Source organism: Prevotella sp. HCN-7019 (genome assembly GCF_037890215.1).
In the GTDB taxonomy this organism is placed as follows: domain Bacteria; phylum Bacteroidota; class Bacteroidia; order Bacteroidales; family Bacteroidaceae; genus Prevotella.
On sequence record NZ_JBBKBO010000009.1, the window covers coordinates 101133 to 125598 of the forward strand.

Below are 24466 nucleotides of genomic sequence, written 5' to 3' on the forward strand. Positions count from 1 at the left end.
ATACGTTAATTTATATTTTATCTATTATTTAATTTTATCCTACACATTAGATTAAAAAATCTATAATAGAAATTTTTATTCTTTTCATTATCATTCATTTGATGCTCTTGTGCTACATCAACCTTATTTTTTAAAAACATCTCTACTGACTCTATTTGTTTTGTTAAATCATTAATAGCCAAACCAACTTTTTCAAGCATTATTGATAATTTTTCAATCTTAGAAAAAATCATGTTATTTGACATATTAATATCAAGAAACATTATTTCATTCTCTACAGGTTCCAATGAAAATATAAGTCTTGTAAGATTGTTCTTTTTATTATCTAAGTTTGTTTTCATCTGAAAATCTTCAGACCATCTTATTGCTATCAATAATTTCTCAGACAATTCATTATATTCTTTCAATTTACTTTTTAATGAAAGCAACCTATAAGTTTGTTCTCTTTCAACATAACTCATATCCAGTTTTTTTCTATTATCTTCTAATTTCTCACTAACCTTTATAAGATTATAAAAAACAGGATCAATAAATAATTTGAGTAACGGGCAATCAATAAGCCAATAAAGTAAGCTAAAATCATTCAGTTCTCTCAAATTATACAAATTACTTTTAAATACATATTCGATTTTCTTTGTATTATCAATTATGAGTTCTATATTATGTTTTTTGTCTATCATAGAATCGAAAGAACATTCAACCAAAACAGAATTTAAAAAAGCAATTATATAAGCATTAAATTTTTGACCTAGATTTACATAAGATGAACTATGATCAATGTTTATCATTGTGAAGAAAGTCCGAGTAAATATTCTATTTAATAATTGAGGATATATCATAATATTAATATATGAATATTTCTTACTCCAGTCAATAAGTTTCCTCGAAAGATCATACCATTGTGACGTCATCATGTTTTGGTTCCACACAATGGGATCAAGTTCATCATTATTGATTTTTATTTCATATTTATCTTTTGTAAAAATAGGTTCTAGATAACCTCTAAACTGAGATATTTTCTTTAATAGAAGTAAATCACTATACTCATTATTTGAGACATGCGAATATTGATTCTCTATAGAATGAAACAAAAAGTCTCTTAATATTGCAAAAAGCTTATATATTGATACATATCTAATATAATGATTTGATTGGTCAATTGTACCATGTGAAATTATATCCAGAAATGCTGTATAAGGATTATTTATATCTGAGATTTTTTCTTTTATAATAATAGTTCCAGGTAATGTCTTATAGTAAGAAGACTGCGATTTATATATACTCCTACTATATGCCTCAACCAATCCTATACATTTTGTAAGATCATCATGCTCTAATATAGAACTAAATTTAATTACCTCATCAAGCATATCCGTATTATCTTCAGTTTTTAAACTCTCCACTACATACTTAATATAACATACTCTTACCCAATAATCAAATATCATAAAACATGAATTTTCAGTTTGTTTTGTAAATTGAGCACTAATAGCCAAGAGAGCCTTATTTAAAATATCGTCATTAGTATGAGGCATAAAATCACTACAATCACTCAAAGACTTAGTATCGATCAAAAATTTCATCATTTCTACAGGATAATAACTATCATCATTCACTAAGCTTTTTGCATCTAATGACTTTTGCTTTATATCAGTCCAAAATATATTAATAAACTCATGTATAAACGTAGTTTTATCAAATGATTGTTCATAATCGTTTGATAATAACTTAAGTAGCCTCATTTGTGTCCTTATAGAAAGACCTTCTAAAAAATATATTATTTGATTAGTTACACGAATATTATTAATTTCAAATCCAATTCTAGAGAGGATACAAGTGTAACATTTATTTATTGATAAAGGAGTATTGGCTTTATTAAAAAACACAAGAATATTGTATTCTTTACTTTCTACAACCTCTCTAATAGTTTTAAGATGAATTCTATACTCCGGCTTCAAAACCTTTAAAAGATATTGATTCTCCAAATGATTAATCATATGTGAGAACTCATCAGGATTTCTTTTTGAATAATTACATTCTTTTTCTAAGAAATCTTTACTAAAACTTTCCCATGAGGCCTTTCTTACTAATTTACTATAAAGGTCTAAATCTCCTGTTAATATAGTTATAATCTGCTCAGTAATAAGATATTTTCTTATCACTTCTAAAATTTCAAATCCTTTATTTATATTAGTATCAATATCATCAAAAGGTATTATAAAACATTTTTTACCAAGAACTTTCAATGCGTTATATACATACTTTATGAAGTTATCAATCAGATTATTTGAAGCCTCGGCTTTCTCCATACCTTGCATTGAAACATATAAATCGTCATCCCAATCCTGATAACTATTAGCACTACCCACGCCATCAATAAATGGTAAACCTTTCAAAAGGCTCTTAAATGAAAAATCATATTTATCTTTATCTGTTTTAGATATATTTCCTCTATTAAGATAATCTTTATTGATACATTCTTCTACTAATTCGTGGATGGATGCTATTATACTTATAAAAGGATGTTGTTTACAGTCCAGCAAAGAAGGATCTAATACTTTCAATAAAACCGCTTCTTCCTCATATTTTTGAGATATCTGATATAATGCAGTTTGTAGAAAAGTTGTCTTACCGGCTCCTCTATTACCAAATATTGATATTGTATTATGAACATGGTGTTGCTTTTCAATTTTATTCCCCTCTGGCAACTTAAATTTTTTAGAATTTTCAACCTGAATTCCAACAAGTTCCATCATTTTTTCCATTTGAACTTTATTTACAAGTTCACTATCCTTGCGTACCGCAGCATCAGAATAATCAGTTTCCCTAAAGTCAAGAATAATTTTATTGTCTTCCATACCTATATTAGCTTTAATCTGTTATTATTATTCCAGTTCAAAAATAGAGCTGGAGATTAAATTTTCTTACTCCGCCATCATCGAAAGAAGCATCTTCTCAATATATACCTCCTTCTGTTCTCTTTGGAAATAAACATGATGGTCATTAAACTTCATCTGAACTTCATTTAGATCAAGTATTTCACCTTTATCGTTGAATTCCGACCAATACAGGACTTCCTTAAATGGAGTATTAGAAATGATATAACTGTTCAGAGTAATATCATCATCACTAAGTGACTTTTCTATTACTTTTATCTCCTTATGTAGCTCAATCTTGCTATCAGAGAAGTGTTTCAATCTTGTAATACCTTTTGGATCTACAAAAGAAATATACTGATGGCGACCCGAAATGAGCCATACAATAAAGTCGGGATAAAAGCCTGATGCGTCAAAGAAGCCAATACCTTTTTTACTCTTATTTCTAAGTAAATACAGCTCCTTATCCTTCATAAATATCTTTCCTTTCTCCGAATCAGCAAAATGTTGAATATCCATCAGGAAATCCTTCTCTCCAAGATTCAACGGTACCGGACGAATCTCAATAAGACTTGTTCCATTATCCCCTATGAATGTAGTATCATTACCATTTATATATAACAATGGCTGATACAAATGTCCTGATATATGAAGTACGTCAAAGTTATGACCGGAACCTATCTGCACAGTTTTCATGAACTTGTTATTCACAAGCTCATCTTTAATCTGAAGTATCTTTTCATAGAATTCAGATAAGTCTTTATGTACAAGAAGCTGGTATTCCTTTTCAAAATTAGGATGTGACGAGTCCAGATAAGCGACCTCAACATGCTCACCCATCCATTTACTTTTGATATTGTTGTATGCTTTTTCTACATATCCTTTCAAAAGCGCAGTTACAATACCTTGCCATAGATTAACGCAATTCTTGTAATTTCCAAATTCCATAGCAGGAGCAGGAATAGACAGTTCATACCAATGCGATGACAAGGTCATTATTTCCTTCAGTTTATCTAAAGAAAGATTCATATTATACCAAGCCTTATCATTCTTGAAATCAATAAGGTCGAAATAAACCTTGTTCCAGTCAATCACAGAAAGATGTTTCTGAGAGAATGTAGCTATATTCACATTTGCCCCCGAATCATTCAGTCCTTTTATTGAGCCCATAGCTTGAATTTTGGCATACATATCAAGAGAAACCTGGGACGAAGCTTTATCAAGCATTCCAGGTTCAATGTTTACCACAACATCTTTCTTAAAATCAAGTCCGTCCTTTACTTTTAAATATTTAAGTTTCTTCTTTCCTAAATCTACTACTGGCAATACAGGAAGAGTAACTTCATCAAAATCACTGTCGTTTGCAGGAAGCCCCATTTCTTCAAGAATACTCTTGAATTGTTCCATATAATCAGCCTTTACACCAAATATATTCAATGTTTCTAAAGTCTGAATATTTTTAGGCTTTGAATCGGGCTGCAAAGAAGAATCTAAAGCCGAAGATCTTTTAAGCGACATTTTATATCCTTTTAGACGGACTCCGCGTCCGAAAAGCTGAATAATCTGGCTACCTTCAGAACGGCCTACGTTCATCAATCCCATTGTCGACACTCTCCATGACGACCATCCCTCGGTAAACTTTTTAGAACCTATCAGAATATTTATCTTACTCTCAGGCTTGTTGATTGATTCAAACAAGGATTTATCGGTGTAATCTTTGGCCATTGCATTGATTCCTGCATCTACACACTTTCCTACAAGTTTCGAGGCATCACCCACATTGATAACCCCAAAATAGTCACCATTACCTATACGCATTCCTATTTCACCATCAAGACCACGAAGGTTGTCAAGATGAAGAACTGCACCTGCAACAGTACAATGGAAAACAGTTTTCAAGATATCCTCATAAATCTGTTCAGGAGTCTTATCTTTAAAACTGCGCAGATATTTAAATGAACGTGTAAAAATAGAATGATTATTCTTATTTACCAGCCCATCAGTCCCTTCCAGAAAATTTCTTATGTTTCGTACAGACTCCAAAGTCTCTTTCACAAACCTCTGGAAAAAGCGTAATATAATTACCACGTCACTACTTTCACGTTCTGCCGCTGCACCGCTGTCTGCAGTAACAGAACTTCCCACAAAGATTGCAAGCGGGCGTTCTATAAGGAACGGTCGTAACTCTACCCCCTTGTCAATATATAAACGTAACTGTTCGTAGAAATTAAGTAAACATGCCGTAAGATAGGTTTGCAGATTATTAGTATCCCATGTATCAACCATATTGAGAATCTGATAATCTTTTCCATACCCGTCATTATAGAAATATTTATAAGAGTAATCAAAAAGAGTAGCTTTAGCATACTCTGCAAGCATATCTTTTCTTTTGGCCGGTGAACTTACGGAATTGATAGCCTGACCAAATGTAGCAGAATATTCAAAAGCAAATCCGTCTTTACTTAGTTTATCTCTATAATTCTTCCATTTATCACCGGACGAGCCACGATGACCTTCATCCACCAAAACAAGATTATTCCCTTCAAAAGAATCAACAGCTACAGTCTTGTCACCATCTGTTTCTGCCAATTTGGTTATCTCTATAATATCAATGTTCTGATTATGAAAAAAACCTGATGCCGCATACTTACTGAACTGTTGTGCCTCAATAGAACTCTGTCCGAATTCACCGATATGCTGATTGGTAAGCCCTTCATTAGGCGTAATAAGTATTGTTTTGTTCACTTTTTTACCGGCACGCGACAGATAATGCTGAAACTGTAAAATATTAACATGCATAAGCAGTGTCTTTCCAGAGCCTGTAGCACTCCAGAAAGCCAACTTATTCAAGTCATTCTCTGTAAATTCAGCTATTTCATGATTTGTATCTTTTTCATTATTGAATACAAAAGTATGATAATTACGGATATCCTCAAGAAGCTTTTCTTTATTTGTAAAATATTTATCCAAGTAGATTTCTGTAAAAAGAAGAGAAAGATACTGGAAATATTTCCACTTTATTTCCTTATCCCTGTTTTTACTGATTTCCTGAGTATGCTTGAATATATTATGGTCATACTCAAGCAGCATATCTTCCGTAATCTCATGTCCTACATAAAGTCTGGCTTTCAATTGCTCTGCAAAAATGGATACACCATCTTCCGTATATCCTTCGTATGCAGGATCTTTAAGATTTTCGCTTAATTCCCTCAAAGACTTTGTACCGAACAGATTCAATATAAATCTGTTCAGTACAAGAGAGTTACTCAAAGTTTGAGGAACTGTATTTGTCGTTCTTTTTTGTTTCGCCATAGTCATTCTGCCTCAAACATTCTTTTACTGAATTCCAGTTCTATTAAGGTCACTTTCCATGTATCTGCATCAGTCTTGAGGTTTTCAAGATTGTTGTCACCGTTTACATATATCTTATCATATTCTTTATCACGAGTAGAATATGCCATTCTTCTAAAGAATTCATTTAGGTCTTCATTTGAAACTTTCATACAGTCTCTCCATATTATAAGTATATGTTCTTCCTTACGGCTATATCCTTCCACCACACAAATATCCGATTTAGGATACGAAATTCTTTGAACCTTAAGCCCTATCAGATAATTGAATGTTTCTACAAGGTCTATTTTCTCTTCCTTAGTTTCATTGTTTCGTGTAATTTTTAATTTGGTATTCCACGGATTCACAAACCAGTCTAAAGAGAAAAGCGAGTCTTTGGTTTCTGTATCCAATAAGTAACCAAGCATATAGCCATCAAAGAACTCTCCTTCCTGATCCATTAATGTATTCTTTTTTACTACAAGATTATTTAGTGTATCTTCATACTGTTCAAGACGCATATATTTAAAACAATGACTGCTACCTTTACGACTAACAGGCTTACCATTATTCCAGTCTTCTGAATATATTACTTTTTGAATACGAGATTTTATAACAGAATAAAAATAACTACCCATATCCACTAATATATATTTACGTTCTCCTGCATCATTGCGATTAAGATTAATAACAGCATGTGCGGTAGTCCCTGAGCCAGCAAAAAAGTCAAAGATAAGTCCATTCATATCTGCCCCTAATGAAATATTATCTTGAACTGTATAAACACTTTTAGGATAATCAAATGGGTTATTAGGAATAATATTATTCAGCAAATTTGTACCTTTTGAAGATGCGTCATATCGTTCTCCAATCCACATAGACTTAGGAGTAAATTCATCATCTGCCATATCATATTGATATACAGCATATTTTCCACGTGTTTGTTTACAAAAAAGTATTCCATTATCAATACCTTTTACACAACTATCGTATCCCCATCTCCATCTCAAAAATTGTCCTAACTCATTTAGAGGCAAAATAACCACATATCCTTCTTTTTCATATTTATTTTTAAGTTCATTAAGATACAAATCATTAAATATCTTTTTATCAGAATCATATAGTTTACGATATTCTTCTTTAGATATAATTGATAACTGTTTTTCTTTTAAATGATAAAGAAATGGGAAAAACATATATGGACGTTCTTCCCTATACTTACCCGTTCCAGTACGCTTTAATGGTAGTTCCCTTAAATTTTGACCATTTTTTAACTTTGAAAACTTCTTGAGTAATTCACTATTACTCAACTTGAAATTATAAGTCTTGGCTATTGATTTATCTTTCGCATAAATTACAGAATAATCATGAGATTGAGCAACAAAGCCCTGATCTCGCCCTTTAGGATTAGTAAAAATACTAATATTAGAGATAAAATTATTAATACCAAAATTTTTTTCTAAACAACAATTTATATATCTCAATTCATAATCATCAATAGCTAATTCGATAATACCGGTTTTATCCAAGAATTTTTTAGCAATCATCAATCTAGTATCCATTAAAGAAATCCAAGATGAATGTTCATATCCATTTTTATATATTATTTTGGTCGCATCGGTATTATATGGTGGATCAATATAGATACAATTAACTTTCTCCAAATATTTCTCTTCCAACAAACGCAATGCTTGAAAATTATCAGATTTAATCATCAAGCCATCACATTTTTCATCCAAATCATCAATTTCAGAAATAAGTCTACGTTTAAAATCATCTGTAAAACATGCTGTATCCAAAACCAAAAAAGGATTTTCCTTCAGGAATTGTTCTGTAAGAGGAATAGAGTAACCTGTTACAGCTCCTTCATTAAAAAAGCCTTCAGGCTGAGATGATTTTATTTCGTCAATAGCAAAAAGTTTTACCCATTCCTCCCTTTGGGAATCATTAGCACAAATTTCTGCATAGAACTTCTCCGGTACACGATCCAAAGTAATACAATAATCTGCAGAAACAACCATTTTCTTTTTAAGCCACAATCGTTTCTGAAAGTTTTCCAATGATGCAAGGAATTCTATTATCTTACTACCAACATTCTTTATTGCCTTAATCACCGTAAGATGTGCAAGAAATGACTCTGTAGTACGCGCATCTATATCATCAATTTCAAGTATCTCATTCTTGATATAGAAATCAAGTTCCCTCGATAGAAAGCCTTTTAAATCTTTATGAATAAAATAATCGAATGTATTTCTTGCTACATAATCAGTTAAATGCTTTTGAAGCAATGTCCTGCTTCTGTCAGAATCCGTAGGTCGTAAGGCAAGCACTTCCATTTTAAATTCAGACGGTAATAAATCCTTCACAACATTAAACGCAGATTCAATCAAAGATTTCTGCTTGGTTGCTTTTGGATAAAGTTCGTATGTAAAATTTATATGCAATTCATCGTCTATGACCTCAACAGGACATTCTTCATACAAGGCAAAGCGACGTTCTTTATCTTTCTGCGCCTTATTGTTGTTTTGCTCAGTTGAAGCTTCTTTCAATGTAAACTCTACATACTTACCGCCATCAAGTTTAAAACGATAATTACGGAAATACTCACTGGTTTTTATATAATACTGGTCAGCATTAGCCCAATGAAGTTTTACTTCTTCACCTTCATAAGGAATAGCATACACATCTTTTTTATATCTTCGCTGAGAAATAAAATCGCCTCCATCATAGTATCGGCTAAAGAATGTAGAAAGATGAGAATAAACTTCATTTTCCAAATCTTCAGTATTTCCCAAAGACACAATCTTGGCTTTTAATTCTTTCACTTTAGGCATATCATCAGGAGAAATACCAAGCATTTCGGCAGCTTTACGCGCTTCTTTAAGCTCATTTTCAAGTTCTGACACTTGCGATGATTTATTGTTATTGAGTACTTCTGTAACCTGAGTTTTCAGGTTCTCATTCAAATATTTCTCTATATCCTTCCTCTTTTGGTTCATTATGCGATATATACCGAAATCCAAATCGGCCTGGTCAAGCATAAAGACTTTCTTAAGTGTCTTTATAAATGAATCAAATTGTGATGTTGCCATATATTATGTTATTTTATTTTCCAATTAATAGTAAACAGTGGTTCTTGGGTTATTGTTGCAGCAAGTGCGTCATTCAATTGTTCTATAAGTTTATCTCTTTGCTCGATAATCTCATCTTCAACTACAAAAAGTTCTTGACGCTTCTGCCTCTGTAACTTTTGCAAGTACTGTATATCCTTTTGCAAGGATAGCCTTTTTGCGTCATCTGCTTCAAGTCTGAAAATCCTTTCTTTTTCTTTAATCTGCTTTTTCAGGTCCTTTAATTCCTGTTCTACGAAAAAAGTCTGGTCTTCTGCCCAACGTTCTATCTTTACGCTCTCATCGTTGATAAACTGTTTGTTTCTTTGTTTTATCTGCCCTGAAAGAATATCCAGCTTATCTTTTTCACATTGTTCTATGGACTGTAAATCAATATCCGATGTCTGGCTTGATATTGCCGGAACTGCCATCAGTTTTGAAACAAAATCATCATCCATAAGATTTCCTTCAGAATCGAATGCCGTCGCAAGAAGATGTTCTTCCGAATCTTTTGGAGAAACGTAATGCACTAAGCTCACTTTCAATACACCGGATTTCCCTTTCTGACTTTCAATGATTGATATTTTATCTCCCTGTGCTGAATAATCAAACGTTAGTGTGGCATTTGCATTCGTATCTAAGGCCTTTGCCCTTTCAAGCATCCACTGTGCAAGCGGATGACCGATACGATAAGTATAGGCATCATTAACATCTTTACCCATCTTATAAAATCCTGTCTCTATTTCCTTTCCTTCAAAAGAAACAGAACCATGAAGTCTAAACCGATAGTTCTTATTATCGACTATATCAATTTTATCTTTAAGCACTGAAGTAGTCAAAAGCCAAAGAAGACGGTAAAACTTTGACAAACGGTATTCGTCAGCACTTTTTCTAAGCTTTAACTTATTAACGACATCCTTATCAAAGTTTTCAATCAGTTTTGCTTGTGAATCGACAATGGTCTGATCAATTTCTTCCTTCATCTCTTCCTGAAGGCGATCGAACGCTGCGTCAATTTCTTCTACAGAACGACATGACTGGTAAATATCCAACACACGACGCTCAAAGTCAATACCATCCATCGTACTTCCCAAAACTTCATCGCTTGAACCGAATACGCCACAGAAAAGATTAAATTTCTGCGACAAGAGTTCGTAAACTCTCTGGTCAGCACGATTGGCCTTATTTATAAAGTTTACAACAACTACATCATTCTTCTGACCATAACGATGACAACGACCTATACGCTGTTCTACCCTTTGAGGATTCCAAGGCAAATCATAATTGACCAACAATGAACAAAACTGAAGATTAATACCTTCTGATGCAGCCTCAGTAGCTATCATTATCTGAGCTGTGTTCCTAAAATAATCCACAATAGCCTGACGCTTGTCTGCCGATACTGAGCCTGTTATACGCGATGTTCCCTGATTCTTTTCCAACCAGTCATTATAAATCTCTTTTGATTCAGCATCGTTATTCGAGCCATTGAAAAGAACAATTTTACCTTTATACCCTGCACCCTCCAATAATTGTTTCAGGTATAATTGAGTTCTGTTACTCTCCGTAAAAATCAATGCTTTCTCCGGCTGATCGTTCTTGCGTTTATCCTCAAAAGCTACTTCCAAAGCCTTTAAAAGACATTCACCTTTCGTATTATGGGCTATACCTAATGCCAGTTCATAAATAGCAGTAAGTTCCGCTATTTCTGCTTTAATTCCTTCAGCATCCTCTTTTGAATATTTGGTATCCGGCTTATTTTTAGAATCAGACTCTTCATCTTCTTCATCAGCCCATTCTTCATCATAATCTTCAAATTCATCAATGTCATTCTTAATATCAGACATTATATAATCATCGTCGGTTTGATTTGATATTTCATTCTCTAAAATATCATTCAGCCTGTCAATGATAGTTTTAAGTGTTCCTGCAATAGCAAAAGTGGATGAAGAAAGAAGTTTATGAAGCACCAATGAAATAAGTGTTCTTTGACTGGGGGGCATACCATAACAAGCTTCTTTCTGAAGGTACTCATTAACAAGTTCCGACAGAGCCAGTTCATCATCACTCGGATAATATTCTTGCACCATAGGATGACGTTCCGTGTATTTCACATACTCCTGAACGTCACTTCTCAATGTACGGTGTATGATAGGACTGATTCTGTCTCTAAGTTCATGATACATTTTATCCTGTCGAAGGCCGGCTTTACTATACCTGTCAGTAAAACTCTTTAAACTGCCAAAATAATTGTCATCAATAATAGATATCAGTCCGAACAGTTCCTTCACATTATTTTGCAATGGTGTTGCAGTAAGAAGAAGCTTCTTAAAATTCTTAAGGCCTTCTTTCAGTACAGATGCGGTTTTATTACCTGTTTTATAAACATTACGAAGTTTGTGAGCCTCATCTATAACAATCAAATCCCAATCAATACTCTCAATATGACGAATCTGTTTCTTGGCAAACTGATATGAACAGATGACAATAGCATCAGTTGTATCAAATGGATTACGATATTCAGAAGTTATTATTTTGTTGAAATTCTTATTTTCAAGTATAACAGAAGGCAAAAAGAATTTTTCTGCCAGCTCCATACTCCATTGCTTCCTTAATGTGGCTGGAGCTATGATAAGAATTCTTCTGTTACGTTGTGCCCACTGCTGAGAAATAACAAGAGCCGCTTCTATAGTCTTACCCAATCCTACTTCATCTGCGAGTATAGCTCCCATACTTAAAGGCGAGCGAAAAGCAAACAAAGCAGCATCTATCTGGTGAGGATTTAAATCTACCTGTGCCTCTGCCAAGACACTCGTAAACTTATCATCATCAGAGGAGTTTCGTTTCCTTGTCAAATCCCAAGCTATATATTTTTGTTGTTGTGGTGTAAGCATATTTTTACAAAACATACATTATATGGAACCGGTAATATTCACAATAATATGTATGTAAAACTCTATATACGTTTTCAAATTCTACAATAATTAGCTATAAACTTAATACAAAGATATTTTAATTATTTTAAATAAACAAACTCTATTCTATAGATTATCAGCACTCTGACTATTATAAAGACAAAAAATATACTACATATATTGAAAGTCTTATTAGCAATGATCCAATAAATCAAAACTAACAAGGCCTTAAACAAATCAATTATAAATTTATTCCTTATTGTAAAGAACATAAAAAGTCTAATAAACCGACCTTTGGATCATCAAAACTAGAAACCAAAGATATTATCCCACGTTCTTTTAAAACAGTCTCTTCTACTTCATTAGGTTTTGTCAAAAATATGAATGACTTAGGACGATACTCCTTATATTCACTCCATATTTTGTTAATAAAATATTTTTATATTGAACGAGAATTAGAAAAGTTTATCATTTTGACAAAATGAATCATACCTTATACTCAAAATTGCAAATTTACATACTCGAATGATGAGATTTTAAAAGATTGGATTCTCAAACAACAACGCAATTACAATTTAACACTATAAAAATGCAATATACAAAAGAAGAATCATCACAAAAATCAATACACTAACACTACAACAATAATTAGCCGCAACACCTTACGTATTGATATAAGCAATACATTGCAAAATGTATTCCATCTAGACAAAAACAAGAAACTTTTTTGAAAGATTTAGAGTTTACATAAAAACGAGTAGGCATTTAAAAATAAATATACTGGTGTTATAGATCAAATTCCCTGTTATTTTAATCAAAACAACAAAGCATTTTAAAAGACTTAATATGTTAACCAAAACTTCGATTTAACAAATCACGCAAATAAAATTTATATTATAAGCAGCTATTGCCTTATCATAATTAACAATTCATTCTATTTTGCACATTTACAACAAACTGCAAGGTAAGCATAATCATACTTTTACTAATCAATTTCCACAAATACAGGCTGAATTAAATCAATATGATATATATTAAAATTCGAATTAAGTAATTATCTTTGTGAATAATGAATACTAATCAAAGAAAAGAAACACATTTCATTAAATTTTTCAGCATGAAACAAACCATTAAATATAGATATGCCTTTGACAGCCGAAAGAATACATCACTACAATAAATAAAAACGATAGAAATAGTTCAAAATATTACTGTATTTCATGCGGAAAAGAGCTCACAGCCAAATTAGGGGATAAAAAGCAACATCATTTTTCTCATAAAATCAGTACGGATAGTACATCCTGTAGCTTTGAAACTTATTTACATAATCTAGCGAAATACAAGATTAAAGAAATATTCGAAAATGATACAACTTTCAATATCAATATGACTGAAAAAGTTATATGCTCATCTATACAAAACTGTTATTTTTCATCAGATGAAAATTGTTGCAGTCACAGTAGAGAAATACTTGTGAATTTAAAAGACCGTTATGATTTGTGCACTGTAGAAAAACAAATAGAAGGTTTCAAAGCTGATATATTATTGGAAAACAGCAATAATAAGTATAAGCCATTATTAATAGAAGTTTTTGTAACCCATGAGTGTTCAGAAGATAAAATTAATTCAAAATTACCTATTATTGAAATATACATCAAGAAAGAAGAAGATATCCAAGACATTAAAGAAATAATCAAATCAAACAAAAAACATACAATATACTTCCTATAAAAGTATATGAACCATTAGAGATAAACTACCCTTTTCAAAAATATGCATTATATGCATCAGGTAAACATTACGCTAATTATATTAATGAAGGGACTTGTAATGACATAGATCTAAAAAAGTATAACAAAGCATTATTAGAAATTTCAGTGTACAAGAATCAAATGAGTATCAATTCATTTCTACTCTATGCTTCTTTTTTAGGATATAATATCAGAGATTGCTCTATTTGCCAACATTACAAATACGTTGAAAGTTATTATGGAAATTATCCATTATGCTTGAGATATAAGAAAGATAACACTCCTAAAAATCCTAATTCCTTATATGCATATCAATGTGAATATTATAAAATCAATAAGATTAATTATCTGAGTTTCGTTAGTTCCATATCTGAATATGGGATTAGAATTATTCAAAACCAAGTAGAATTGTTCAACAATATTGATCTAAAATCTTTATATATAAAAAACATCAACAATGTTTTAAAGGATTGTATATCCCAATTAGAAGATTCATTCAGAAAAAAGAATTTATTTATTGAAATAGCTGACAGAGATATAAATACAAGTGATTATTATAACAAGACTGAAGCTTTAAAAATAAAAGAATATGTACATTGTCTAAAACTATATCATTCAACAAAAATCAGCAGACCGCCATTGTTTATATATTGTATTGAGGCGAATTTTAATTATCCTGTTGAGAATTCAAATAAAGCAATATGTATAAAAGTAAACGATAAAAATGACTTACAGGAATTCATTTATAAGAACATCGTAAAACTTTATAGGAATAGCAAGATTTGTTATCACAATATTAAAATACACAAACGAGAAAATAAGCCTGAAATGGATTTGCAAAGTACTTATAATATTGATGCTTTAAATGAAATAAATCAAGTTCCGCAACTTCCGTCTGATTATAAAGAAGATGTTATTCCCTTTTTAATGAAAGAATTCAATACTAAAAACATTTTTATAGAAAGTTATAATAATGTAGTAATTGCCTTAAAGCCTTTATACAATAATTGTGAGAGAAGCGATATTAAAGGAAATGTTCTATTAAAAGTATTCAACAACAATAAAGCAATATGCCCTATTTATATTCAACTATGTTTTAATAATGAGTCTCCTATTAAGGATATGCCAACTATTGTATTAAGACTTGACTTATATGGTAAATGGAAAGAATCACAACACCAGGAATGTTTGCTGATAAAAGAAGGTAAAAATGGAGAGTTTTACAAAATAGACCATCTTTACAAGAATAATAATTAGATTTGTAACACAAATCAGCAATTTTATGAAATTAGGATATATACACAGCAACAGAGAAGAACAAACCCGAGTCATGCAAGTACTGAAAATGACTTCGGAATCTGTAGCTCTCGATGAGCTCGGCATTGGCCGTATCCGTGATGCTTTTGCAGACCGTATGTTTCCCGGAATATCTACCCTGCAAAAGCACATGAAGTATTTCTCGCTCATGCCACAACTCTATCGTAAGGCTACAGAAAAACGATATAACCGTTTATCGGAGGTGAAAGCGGAAATTATCCGTCTGGAACGGATCATGACAAAAAATCTATACGATGGCAGTGCGGACAAACGAGGTATCACAGGAAGTGAGATGATTGGTAAAAGTGGAAACAATTATGTAAAATATGATCCGGCATACATCTACAATTCCGGATTACAGACTTTCGGAATTTTACGTAGTCCACAGCTATATGAACTAATCTACTCAACTTCAAAGGCATTGCACAATGCCCCTAAAGTGACCAAGACAGATAATGAAGATACAAATGACGATGCAGATGAGAAGTCCGGCCTATTCCAGTTCTGCTCTTTCCCTAATGTGGATTATGATTTTACCCAGAAATGTACATTAGATCTGACCGTAGAAGATAAAGACTTCATTGTGGATCACATTCTTAATGCAGAAGCATGTCAAGGTACCTTGTTACGTTACATCGTGGATAATCCTGACTTTGCGATAGCTGATAGTTTTGAACAGATTCCCTTCCGTCATTTGCCACATGAGATTGGAGAACTGCAAGACCTGGCCCGACGTTTCGCTGATTTTATATATATGGTACACATCCGCTATAACTATATCTATTCACAATACCAGGATGAAGAAATGCGAACTGAATTTCAGGAGAAACTCGAAGAATACCGGAATAGTGGTACAGACATAGACAAGGTGCTGAATGCAGTGAGCATACGGGAGAACAGCGGAAAATGGTTCTGCAAAGAAGTTGCAGAACGCATTGCAGCCAATGACATTGAAGAAGATGGCGGTTTGGATCAGTTGATTATCAACCGGGAACGAAGAGTAAAAGGGAATCGAAGAAAAATTGGAAATCCAGCATATATTTATAATAAAAGGAATCGCATACATTACTATAAACTCACCTACCGATGGGAAACGGTAAAGACCTTTGCCGAGGAATTAAGAAAGGAGGCTATCAATGGCTGATGCATTATGGAATGATATTATCTATACGGATGTGTTGCAAAGCGATGGCTTTGTAATTGATTATGCGGTTTGTACTACCTATAGTCTGGACATGCCTTCCTTGTTATCAGTGCCCTTTATGTTGGGCACAATGACCGACCTGACAGAAACAGCCATGCGCTCTCCTCACCTAATATTGGAGACTATCAATAAATCAGCTGGTAAGTTTGCCGTTTTCTGCAATGCCGGATGTATGGCAGTACCGCAAGCCAACTCCAAAGTGTATTCACTATTGGAGCAGAGCGTTGTACAAGTAACACTGCAAGCAAAGGGAGGCGGTTTCGTCAATTTTCATCCCAAGATATGGATTATAAAAGAAACGAACCCGGACACCTGTGCTCAGCAAATTAAACTGATTGTCCTTTCCAGGAACCTTACCGGTTCCAATGACTTGGACGTAGTGTGTGAACTTATTGGTAAAATCGACACCAAACCGGCCACAAGAAAAGCGCAAGTCAAACATGCACCGCTTGTGGATTTCCTCACATGGTTAATCACAAAAGCCGATAGCCGTACTATCCGTAAAAATATGCGTTCTATCTGTAAGGACATCGACTACATTGAACAATTTGACCTTACCGATTCTCCTTTTGAAGATTACGAGTTTTTCCCTATGGGGATACCTGGATATGATGGATATACAAAGTGCTTTGAACAAAGTATGCTGAATCATGCGGCAGAAATGCTGGTCATCTCCCCCTTCGTGGACAAGAATATTTTGAATCAGATGGTCAGTTGCAATCCTAGTGCTAAAAAGACACTCATCACACGACATGCATCAGTTACACAAGAGGTAATAAACTTGTTTAATAACGGTGGTGTTTATGCTCCCAAGGAAGTACTGACCGATAAGGTAGAAAAAGATGTAGCTGTCGACTTGCACGAGAAAGTGTATTTCATACGCCGAAACGAGGGCAATCTCAGCTATAACCATCTGTATCTTGGTTCTACCAATGCCACCATGAATGGATTCAGACGGAATGTGGAGTTTTTACTGCACCTGAAGTTTGCTCCCTATAAATCTTCGTATGAAAAATACCGAAGTGAACTGATAAACGACAGCAAGGAATGTATGTTCGAGCAGGTTCTTTCGGTACCAAAGGAAGACTCTGAAAAAGAGGATGTCACCAACGAATTGATGTTGCGTCGTGCAATCTCGGCCATTCAGCAGGCACGAGTTACGTCTAATGACGGAAGCTATACCGTCACCATACAATGTCAGACTAACAGAATGCCTTCGGAGCCTGTTTTTCTTTATCCTTTAGGATGTGACGGCAAGGAACAAGTATTAGCTGACGGGCTGACATTTAAAGATATGGCACTGGATTCATTAACAGAATTTTACACGATACGGATTGGAGATTTGCGTCGTCTGATAAAAATACAGACGGAGGGAATGCCAACCGATGAGCGAGACAAAGCAATATTCCGTTACTTTATCAATACGAAAGGAAAGTTCATCAACTATCTGGCATTCATGCTAACTGATGAGGTGGAACAGTATATATTGGAAAGCCAACAACTGGAAAAGGAGCTGGCCAATGACAAGGCATCCTCTTTGGAACAGCAAATTAGTACCTCACTTTATGAAGACATGGTGAAAATGGCCTATAAAGACCCTGACCGCATCGCTTCTATCCGGCGAATCGTAGAGAAAGCAGACGAGACAGTCATCCCAGACCATTTCATGGAGATGTACAACACATTTGAAAACGTTATTAAACAAATAAAACGCTTATGAGTCAGGAAGTAAAGGATTTTCAGCGTGCTACGGCAGATCGCATTCTGCATATCTATAAAAATTTAGGTCATCGAAGGGTATTGCTAGCCGACGAAGTGGGATTAGGCAAGACGTTCGTGGCCAAACAAGTCATCAACCTAGTTCGTGAATGGCACAAGCAGGAGAAAGATGACTTCTTTAAGGTGGTTTATATCTGTTCGAATGCCAACATAGCCGATCAAAACATAGAGAAATTAGGGGTTGAAAATCGGGTGAGCATCAGCGAGAGCCGTCTGTCAATGCAGCATCTCTATATCAAATTGGCTGAGAAACGGATTGCAGAACAGCATGAGCAGGGAGAAATGCCTGAATCAATCATTCCGCTGACTCCTTCCACTTCCTTCCGTTTTTACAGTGCACAAGGAACAGCCAATGAACGTGCCTTGATGTATAATATTTTATGCGGACTGGATCAAGTCAAAGATTATAAGGAAGTTATCAGTGATTTTCTTAGCTGTAATGTTAAAAACTGGCAGGAGCTTACGAACATTTATAACGAAAAAATCAATGGATGCGGAGATGATTATCTTTGTGAGATGCATAGTAAGTTACAGACGAGATTGTCGGATACTATTACAAATCAATTGATTGAGTACGCACAAAATGGTTGCGATAATCGTCAGAGGGCAGACATGATCAATAAGCTACGTCGTATTTTCGCAGAAATCAGTATTGACATGCTCGATCCTGACCTGGTTATCATGGATGAGTTTCAACGCTTCAATTCGCTGCTTGAACAAGGCGATGACGAGCAATCCATGCTAGCCAACAAATTCTTTGACAACGAGCGTTCCAATACGAAGATTCTGTTACTTTCCGCTACGCCCTACAAACCTTATTCCACCCTTGAAGAGTTAAATACAAATGGGAATGATGAGCACTATCAGGACTTTATGAAAGTAATGGATTTTCTATATGCCACAAAAGATAAAATGGACCGGTTCAAGTTGATATGGCACACATATTCTGCTGCACTCAAACGTACAAATGTGGTTGATTTAACACCGCTTGTGATAACCAAGAATGAAGCAGAAGAAGCACTGTATGGAGTGATGTGCCGCACGGAACGGTTTAACAGTGGCATTATAGACGATTCCCGTGTATGTGACGTACAGGTCGTGCCGGAAGATATCCTTTCTTTTGCAGAGGGGCAGTATCTGATGGATTGTCTAAATCAAGAAAATACGAAAGTGCGCTTGGGTAATCTCCCCATGGAATACGTCAAATCTTCACCTTATTTGTTGTCCTTTATGGATAAATACGAACTGAAGAAACGAATTGCTTCGGCATTACAATACTCAGACGTAAAAAGATATGGAAAAAAGGACGCATTGCTTCTATCGAAGTATGCCATCAATAATTATCGTCCCATTCCTGCTGCTAATGGAAAATTAAAGTATCTTCACGACCTAGTATTTGGTACACATCACAAGAAGAAAACACAGTTGTTGCTTTGGGTTCCTGCCTCTAATCCATACTATAAAGCCGGAGGTGTATTTGAGAGTAACGAAGCCCGCAGTTTCTCCAAGATTATCCTATTCTCTTCATGGGAAATGGTACCGAGAATGATTTCCATCATGATGTCATATTATTCGGAGTTATATACTTTGGGAGAGTTAAAGAAGGTAGAAGCAGAGATACGCTATACTTCTCAAAAGAAGAACCGTTATGGCGAGAATCGTTTAAGAGCCGACGGATTATTAGAGTATCCTTGCCAAACCCTATCCGGTCTTTTCTTTCCTACCACATTTTATGGAGAGAAACTTTCCTCAATCCGGAAAATCATAAAACAGAGAATTCAAGAAGAATTTGCACAGAATACTATCATAAGTAGTATTCCACAACAAGGGCGAAACAACGCCAAACTTATTCTTACTCTCATGAAAATACTGGATGGAAAGCCAGTAGAAGATTTGAACGACTTGTATGTGCCTTCAAATGCATTGGATGTGATGACAGATATTGCCATCGCTTCACCGGCTGTATGTGCTTATCGGCAATCTGGCAATGAAGAAGATGCCCAAATGGTGGCTAAAGCAATCGTCTCAGTATTCAACAAACCTGAAAGTGCAGCTGTGATAGACCTGATGTATAACAAAAAGAACGATGATGATTATTACGAATCAGTTCTTGATTACTGTGTGGTAGGTAACCTACAGGCTGTACTTGATGAATATGCCCACATGACACAAACAAAGATATTGGGACATACTGTTACGGAGGCTATTATTGGCACAAGCAATCTTAGCATAGATACAACCGATTCTTTGGGAATGGAAGAAAAGAAACAACTTATGCGTTGTCATTTTGCTATTCCATTCATTGATAAAACGGTCACTGACAAATCTGTAGCTCGTACCACTAATATTCGTAAGGCTTTCAATTCTCCTTTCCGTCCGTTCCTGCTTTCAACAACATCAATAGGTCAGGAAGGTCTTGATTTTCATTGGTATGCCAGAAAGATTGTTCACTGGAATCTACCCTCAAATCCTGTGGATCTAGAGCAACGGGAAGGCCGTATCAATCGTTTTAAGTGCTTGGCTATTCGCAGAAATGTGGTAAAATTGTATGGCAGTGAAACTTATCATACTTGGGATGAACTGTTTTCTCTGGCTTATTCGAATTTGAAAGGTACACATTCGGATATTGTTCCTTATTGGTGCCTTCCTGTCGCAGATCTGACGGAAGAACAACGGGCAAAATTGGAATACATTGAGCGTATTGTTCCGCTTTACCCTCTCTGCCGCGATCGATATAAGTACGAACGTCTTATTAAGGTGCTTGCCTTGTATCGCATGACACTGGGGCAGCCACGCCAAGAAGAACTGTTGAGCCTTTTGAGAAATATGCATCTCTCGGATGAACAGCTCAAAGAACTGACAATTGATTTATGTCCATACAATAAAAATTAAATTGATTATGGAATAAGTTTTTTTGTTCTTGTTTGTTGATTTATTTTTCCTTAAAAGTTAAGAATAACCAAATGTAAATCAAATTATAATACAACAATTTTATTTATTTGCATCTTAAAAGGTCTATACTGAAACCATTACAATACCTAATATCTTAGATTTTACGGCGTAAGCTTAATGGAATTCTGTTTTTTATATTTTAATGCAATAAATAATATCATATTGTCATATTAAAAACTATGTTAGCAAAGTTAATATGTTATTTTACTCTTTGCTGACACAGTTTAAATTACATACCTTCTTATAGACAAAATAGGGTCGCATCATTATTCAATACAAACTTGATACGATCCTTTTAAGAGTTATAGCTAAAAATTGTAACTTTATGTAGCACTCATGTATGTTTTAACCTATCCTCTTTTCATGCTATGATATTCATTTATACGATATATAATATTTAAACATACGTGTAAAAATATTATCAACCATACATATTAATAAAATTCGAGAAAAATAATTATCAGAACCGTCATCGTCTTTGATTAAATCATCTAATTGGGGTACATTATTCTGATACGAAAGTAGATTGTGAGCACACCTATTGCGATGTCTATATAATTTGTCAAATGATTCATTTAAAATATTATCACCACCAAAAATTCCTTTATCTGTAAAATAACCGTTAACTCTATATTGTATATTTTTTGAAAAGTCAATAAATCGTGAATATTCACGTGGCAACCATTTCTTAAATATAGTTGCTTCAAATTTAAATTTCAATCTTTCTTTTATCTCAGAAATTTGTCTATTTGTTTCATCTTCACTTGGGAAAGGGTATGTATGTCCTTTCTTTTCCAAAATCTTCTTTAAAACATTATATACCTTATCTTTATCTTCTAATCGAGAACATTCACCTACATTAATAGATCCATTTAGATACTTATATCTAAATTCAAAATCATCACTTGCTATTTCCCATAGGATGCATTTGAGTTTTTGTTCTTGATATCCCGTTAGTCGTAAAAAAACACTTTGTAAAATATATTCACATAGTGGATAATGTGCAATATTCTGATCTATTCCAGAAGATGACATTATGGCATCATCTAGAATTTCAAATATATCTGATATAATAAAGTCTGTATGCATATATATTACGCTAAATAGTTTTTAAAAATACCTATAGATGCATTTATTCGTTCTCGTAAATATTTCAGCGATGCAGGAGATTTTGCATGTGAAGGATTTCCCTTAAATTTTCTTATCTTATCTTCCAATTTTACTTTCAATTCTGCAATTTTTTCATTATTCAATTGTTCCTTTTTTATCAATACCCAATAAATAAGACCAAGCATATATATATCTACGTCAATGATGCTGGATAGGTCTTGGGGCATAGATAATTTTATCCATTCTGCTTTTAATTCATTCATTTTCGCCTCAATCTCTGCCTTAGGTATTATATCGTTTATGTTTTTAAATATGCCTGATGCAGAATCTGGATTTACAGTGTCTGATATGAAAATCTCATAATAAATTTCGCTTTTTGTTTTATATCCTTTCATCACTTTGGATGAATCATTATTTTTTGAATAATCTAAAACAAGTGCAAGTAATCTAAGAAAATCTATAGGCTGGGGATCTGCTCCAAATTGTTTTACAAGTATGTTTTGAGCAAATTCTGGCGCAAATAATGGAACGTACGCTTTATTAAGATAATAGAGAGATTTTCTACTTTCTGTTTTTAATAAGTTAGTACCACCGATATTGACATTTCTGAATATCGTCGAAAAAAATCTATGCCGAGCATCTTCTAAAGTTTCAGTATGAGGAATTATATAAGAGAAACCTAAATAATGCTTTTTAAGGAATTCATCATTAACCCAATGGGTTCCTAAAGTCTCATAATCGTGATTATCTATCAAGGCTTTTTTGATTTCATTGATATTAGTTCCTAATTCTTTAAGTGTATTTATGGTCCATTCGAAATAATGTTCTTCTTCAAGCTCGTCATCCTCATTATCACCTTCAACCTTTACTGTTTTTTATATCTTCTTTCATTTGGCACAATATTTAGATAGGCTAAAGCAATTGAAGTTAAACGTTGTTGTCCATCTATGATGATATTTTTATCATTAAGTTTACCAATTGTTACTGGTGGAACAAATTCATCTCTGCTAATTGAATTTATAAGATTTTTAATCTGCTCCTTACTCCAAACAAAAGAACGTTGATATTCTGGAAGTACTATGCCTCCAGATACAAGTTGCTTAAGCCAATAGTCTAAAGTAAACTCACCATAATGCACTCTATTTTTCATTTTCCAAATCTTAAGTATATAAATGAATATTATTAATTATCAAAAGAAAATTGTGTAAATCATATAATATTGTCGAAACATTTGTTATTCCCATCCTTAAGTCCGTCGTTTTTATTTCATGATGGAAAAGCATCCAAAAATATCCTTGGCAAGAGCTGCGTACAGACGATAGTAGTTATTCAAGTCATCATTAAGAAACAGATTGCCATAGTCCTTGAGCCATTCACCATTACAGCAAAATCCATAGCTGTCAGAGCCACGAAAGGATTCGAAACTCAGCTCTCCAATTAGTTTTGGCTCTTTCTGCCAATCAAAATCAACAAATACGTAGAGTCTTTTCATACTTTATTCTTTTTTGGATGCTCTTTCTCGTTTCTTAAGGCTCAAATCCTGCAATGCTTTTCCTATTACATCTTCCTTTGCAAGTAGAAGAATATCATCATCCAGCTGAAGCGCATAAAGCACCCTGAGATAAATACCTATCGCCACAGTCGGTACGCCTTTCTCGATGCGTGAAACCGTAAGAGGCGAACAGGTGGCGCGTTCGGCAATCTGCGCGATACTGAGATTCCTGCGCAGTCTGGCCAGCCTGATCTGCTCACCCACAATTTGCATCTTCTGCCCCAATTTCCTTGGCAACTTGGTACCCATCGTACTCTTCGTCATAGCTCAACATATCATATAATATGCAAATATAGCGGTTTTACTTTATTTTATGATAGGTTACAAAAATAAATTTTAGAATTTACTCTTACCTGAATCTGCCTTGGCCACATTATTGAACGTTGAAATATTAAATGCTATTATATTATTCGTAGAGTTCGTATTTCACCTATAACAAATAATATATTGTTTCTTGCCAGAAAACGAAACCCATTATGATTGTACAACTTTTATCCAGATATTTATGTATAGGCAGGCACCAATCTACAATAAATGTATATACACTTTTTGTAGTAACAATTTTTGTAG

Annotated in this window: 13 protein-coding genes and 2 pseudogenes; 6 read left to right on the plus strand and 9 right to left on the minus strand. The window is 33.8% G+C overall.

Annotation, left to right across the window (positions count from 1 at the left end; genetic code table 11):
- Positions 1-17: 17 nt before the first annotated feature.
- The 4 genes from WKT13_RS11315 to WKT13_RS11330 form a co-directional block, all read right to left on the minus strand.
- A complete protein-coding gene (locus WKT13_RS11315; RefSeq protein ID WP_340323955.1) occupies positions 18-2858 on the minus strand; it encodes a hypothetical protein in 2841 nt (946 codons plus the stop codon).
- 66 nt (positions 2859-2924) lie between these two features.
- On the minus strand, positions 2925-6194 hold the full coding sequence (locus tag WKT13_RS11320) for a DEAD/DEAH box helicase family protein (protein ID WP_340323956.1): 3270 nt from the start codon (positions 6192-6194) through the stop codon (positions 2925-2927).
- Positions 6191-9298, minus strand: a complete 3108-nt coding sequence (locus WKT13_RS11325) for a site-specific DNA-methyltransferase (protein ID WP_340323957.1) — start codon at positions 9296-9298, stop codon at positions 6191-6193. The genes WKT13_RS11320 and WKT13_RS11325 overlap by 4 nt, the downstream gene beginning before the upstream one ends.
- An 8-nt stretch (positions 9299-9306) precedes the next feature.
- Positions 9307-12210 carry an SNF2-related protein gene (locus WKT13_RS11330; protein WP_340323958.1) on the minus strand — a complete coding sequence of 968 codons (2904 nt, stop codon included), beginning with the start codon at positions 12208-12210 and terminating at the stop codon, positions 9307-9309.
- A 1197-nt stretch (positions 12211-13407) separates the two neighbouring features.
- Here WKT13_RS11330 and WKT13_RS13360 point away from each other — a divergent pair.
- From WKT13_RS13360 to WKT13_RS11355, 6 genes and pseudogenes are all read left to right on the plus strand, one after another.
- Positions 13408-13509 (plus strand): annotated as a pseudogene (locus tag WKT13_RS13360) (competence protein CoiA family protein); the annotation flags it as partial.
- Positions 13510-13617: 108 nt separating this feature from the next.
- Complete coding sequence (locus tag WKT13_RS11335; RefSeq protein WP_340323959.1) at positions 13618-13962, plus strand: hypothetical protein; 345 nt, start codon at positions 13618-13620, stop codon at positions 13960-13962.
- 278 nt (positions 13963-14240) lie between these two features.
- Entirely contained in the window at positions 14241-15239 is a 999-nt protein-coding gene (locus WKT13_RS11340) for a hypothetical protein (RefSeq protein WP_340323960.1), read from the plus strand.
- A gap of 25 nt (positions 15240-15264) precedes the next feature.
- Entirely contained in the window at positions 15265-16443 is a 1179-nt protein-coding gene (locus WKT13_RS11345; protein ID WP_340323961.1) for a DUF6361 family protein, read from the plus strand.
- Positions 16436-18223: a phospholipase D family protein gene (locus WKT13_RS11350; RefSeq protein WP_340323962.1), complete on the plus strand. Its 1788-nt coding sequence runs from the start codon at positions 16436-16438 to the stop codon at positions 18221-18223. The genes WKT13_RS11345 and WKT13_RS11350 overlap by 8 nt, the downstream gene beginning before the upstream one ends.
- Positions 18220-21174, plus strand: coding sequence for a DEAD/DEAH box helicase (locus WKT13_RS11355; RefSeq protein ID WP_340323963.1), 2955 nt, complete (start codon positions 18220-18222; stop codon positions 21172-21174). The genes WKT13_RS11350 and WKT13_RS11355 overlap by 4 nt, the downstream gene beginning before the upstream one ends.
- 435 nt (positions 21175-21609) lie before the next feature.
- Here the strand turns inward: WKT13_RS11355 and WKT13_RS11360 are convergent, their stop codons facing one another.
- The 5 genes and pseudogenes from WKT13_RS11360 to WKT13_RS11380 form a co-directional block, all read right to left on the minus strand.
- A complete protein-coding gene (locus WKT13_RS11360; RefSeq protein ID WP_013616416.1) occupies positions 21610-22323 on the minus strand; it encodes a hypothetical protein in 714 nt (237 codons plus the stop codon).
- Between the two features lie 5 nt (positions 22324-22328).
- Complete coding sequence (locus WKT13_RS11365) at positions 22329-23099, minus strand: hypothetical protein (RefSeq protein ID WP_340323964.1); 771 nt, start codon at positions 23097-23099, stop codon at positions 22329-22331.
- Between the two features lie 110 nt (positions 23100-23209).
- A complete protein-coding gene (locus WKT13_RS11370) occupies positions 23210-23494 on the minus strand; it encodes a DUF262 domain-containing protein (protein WP_340323965.1) in 285 nt (94 codons plus the stop codon).
- A gap of 123 nt (positions 23495-23617) precedes the next feature.
- A pseudogene (locus tag WKT13_RS11375) lies at positions 23618-23836 on the minus strand (type II toxin-antitoxin system HipA family toxin); the annotation flags it as partial.
- Between the two features lie 3 nt (positions 23837-23839).
- Positions 23840-24160: a helix-turn-helix domain-containing protein gene (locus WKT13_RS11380; protein ID WP_013616413.1), complete on the minus strand. Its 321-nt coding sequence runs from the start codon at positions 24158-24160 to the stop codon at positions 23840-23842.
- Between the last annotated feature and the right edge of the window lie 306 nt (positions 24161-24466).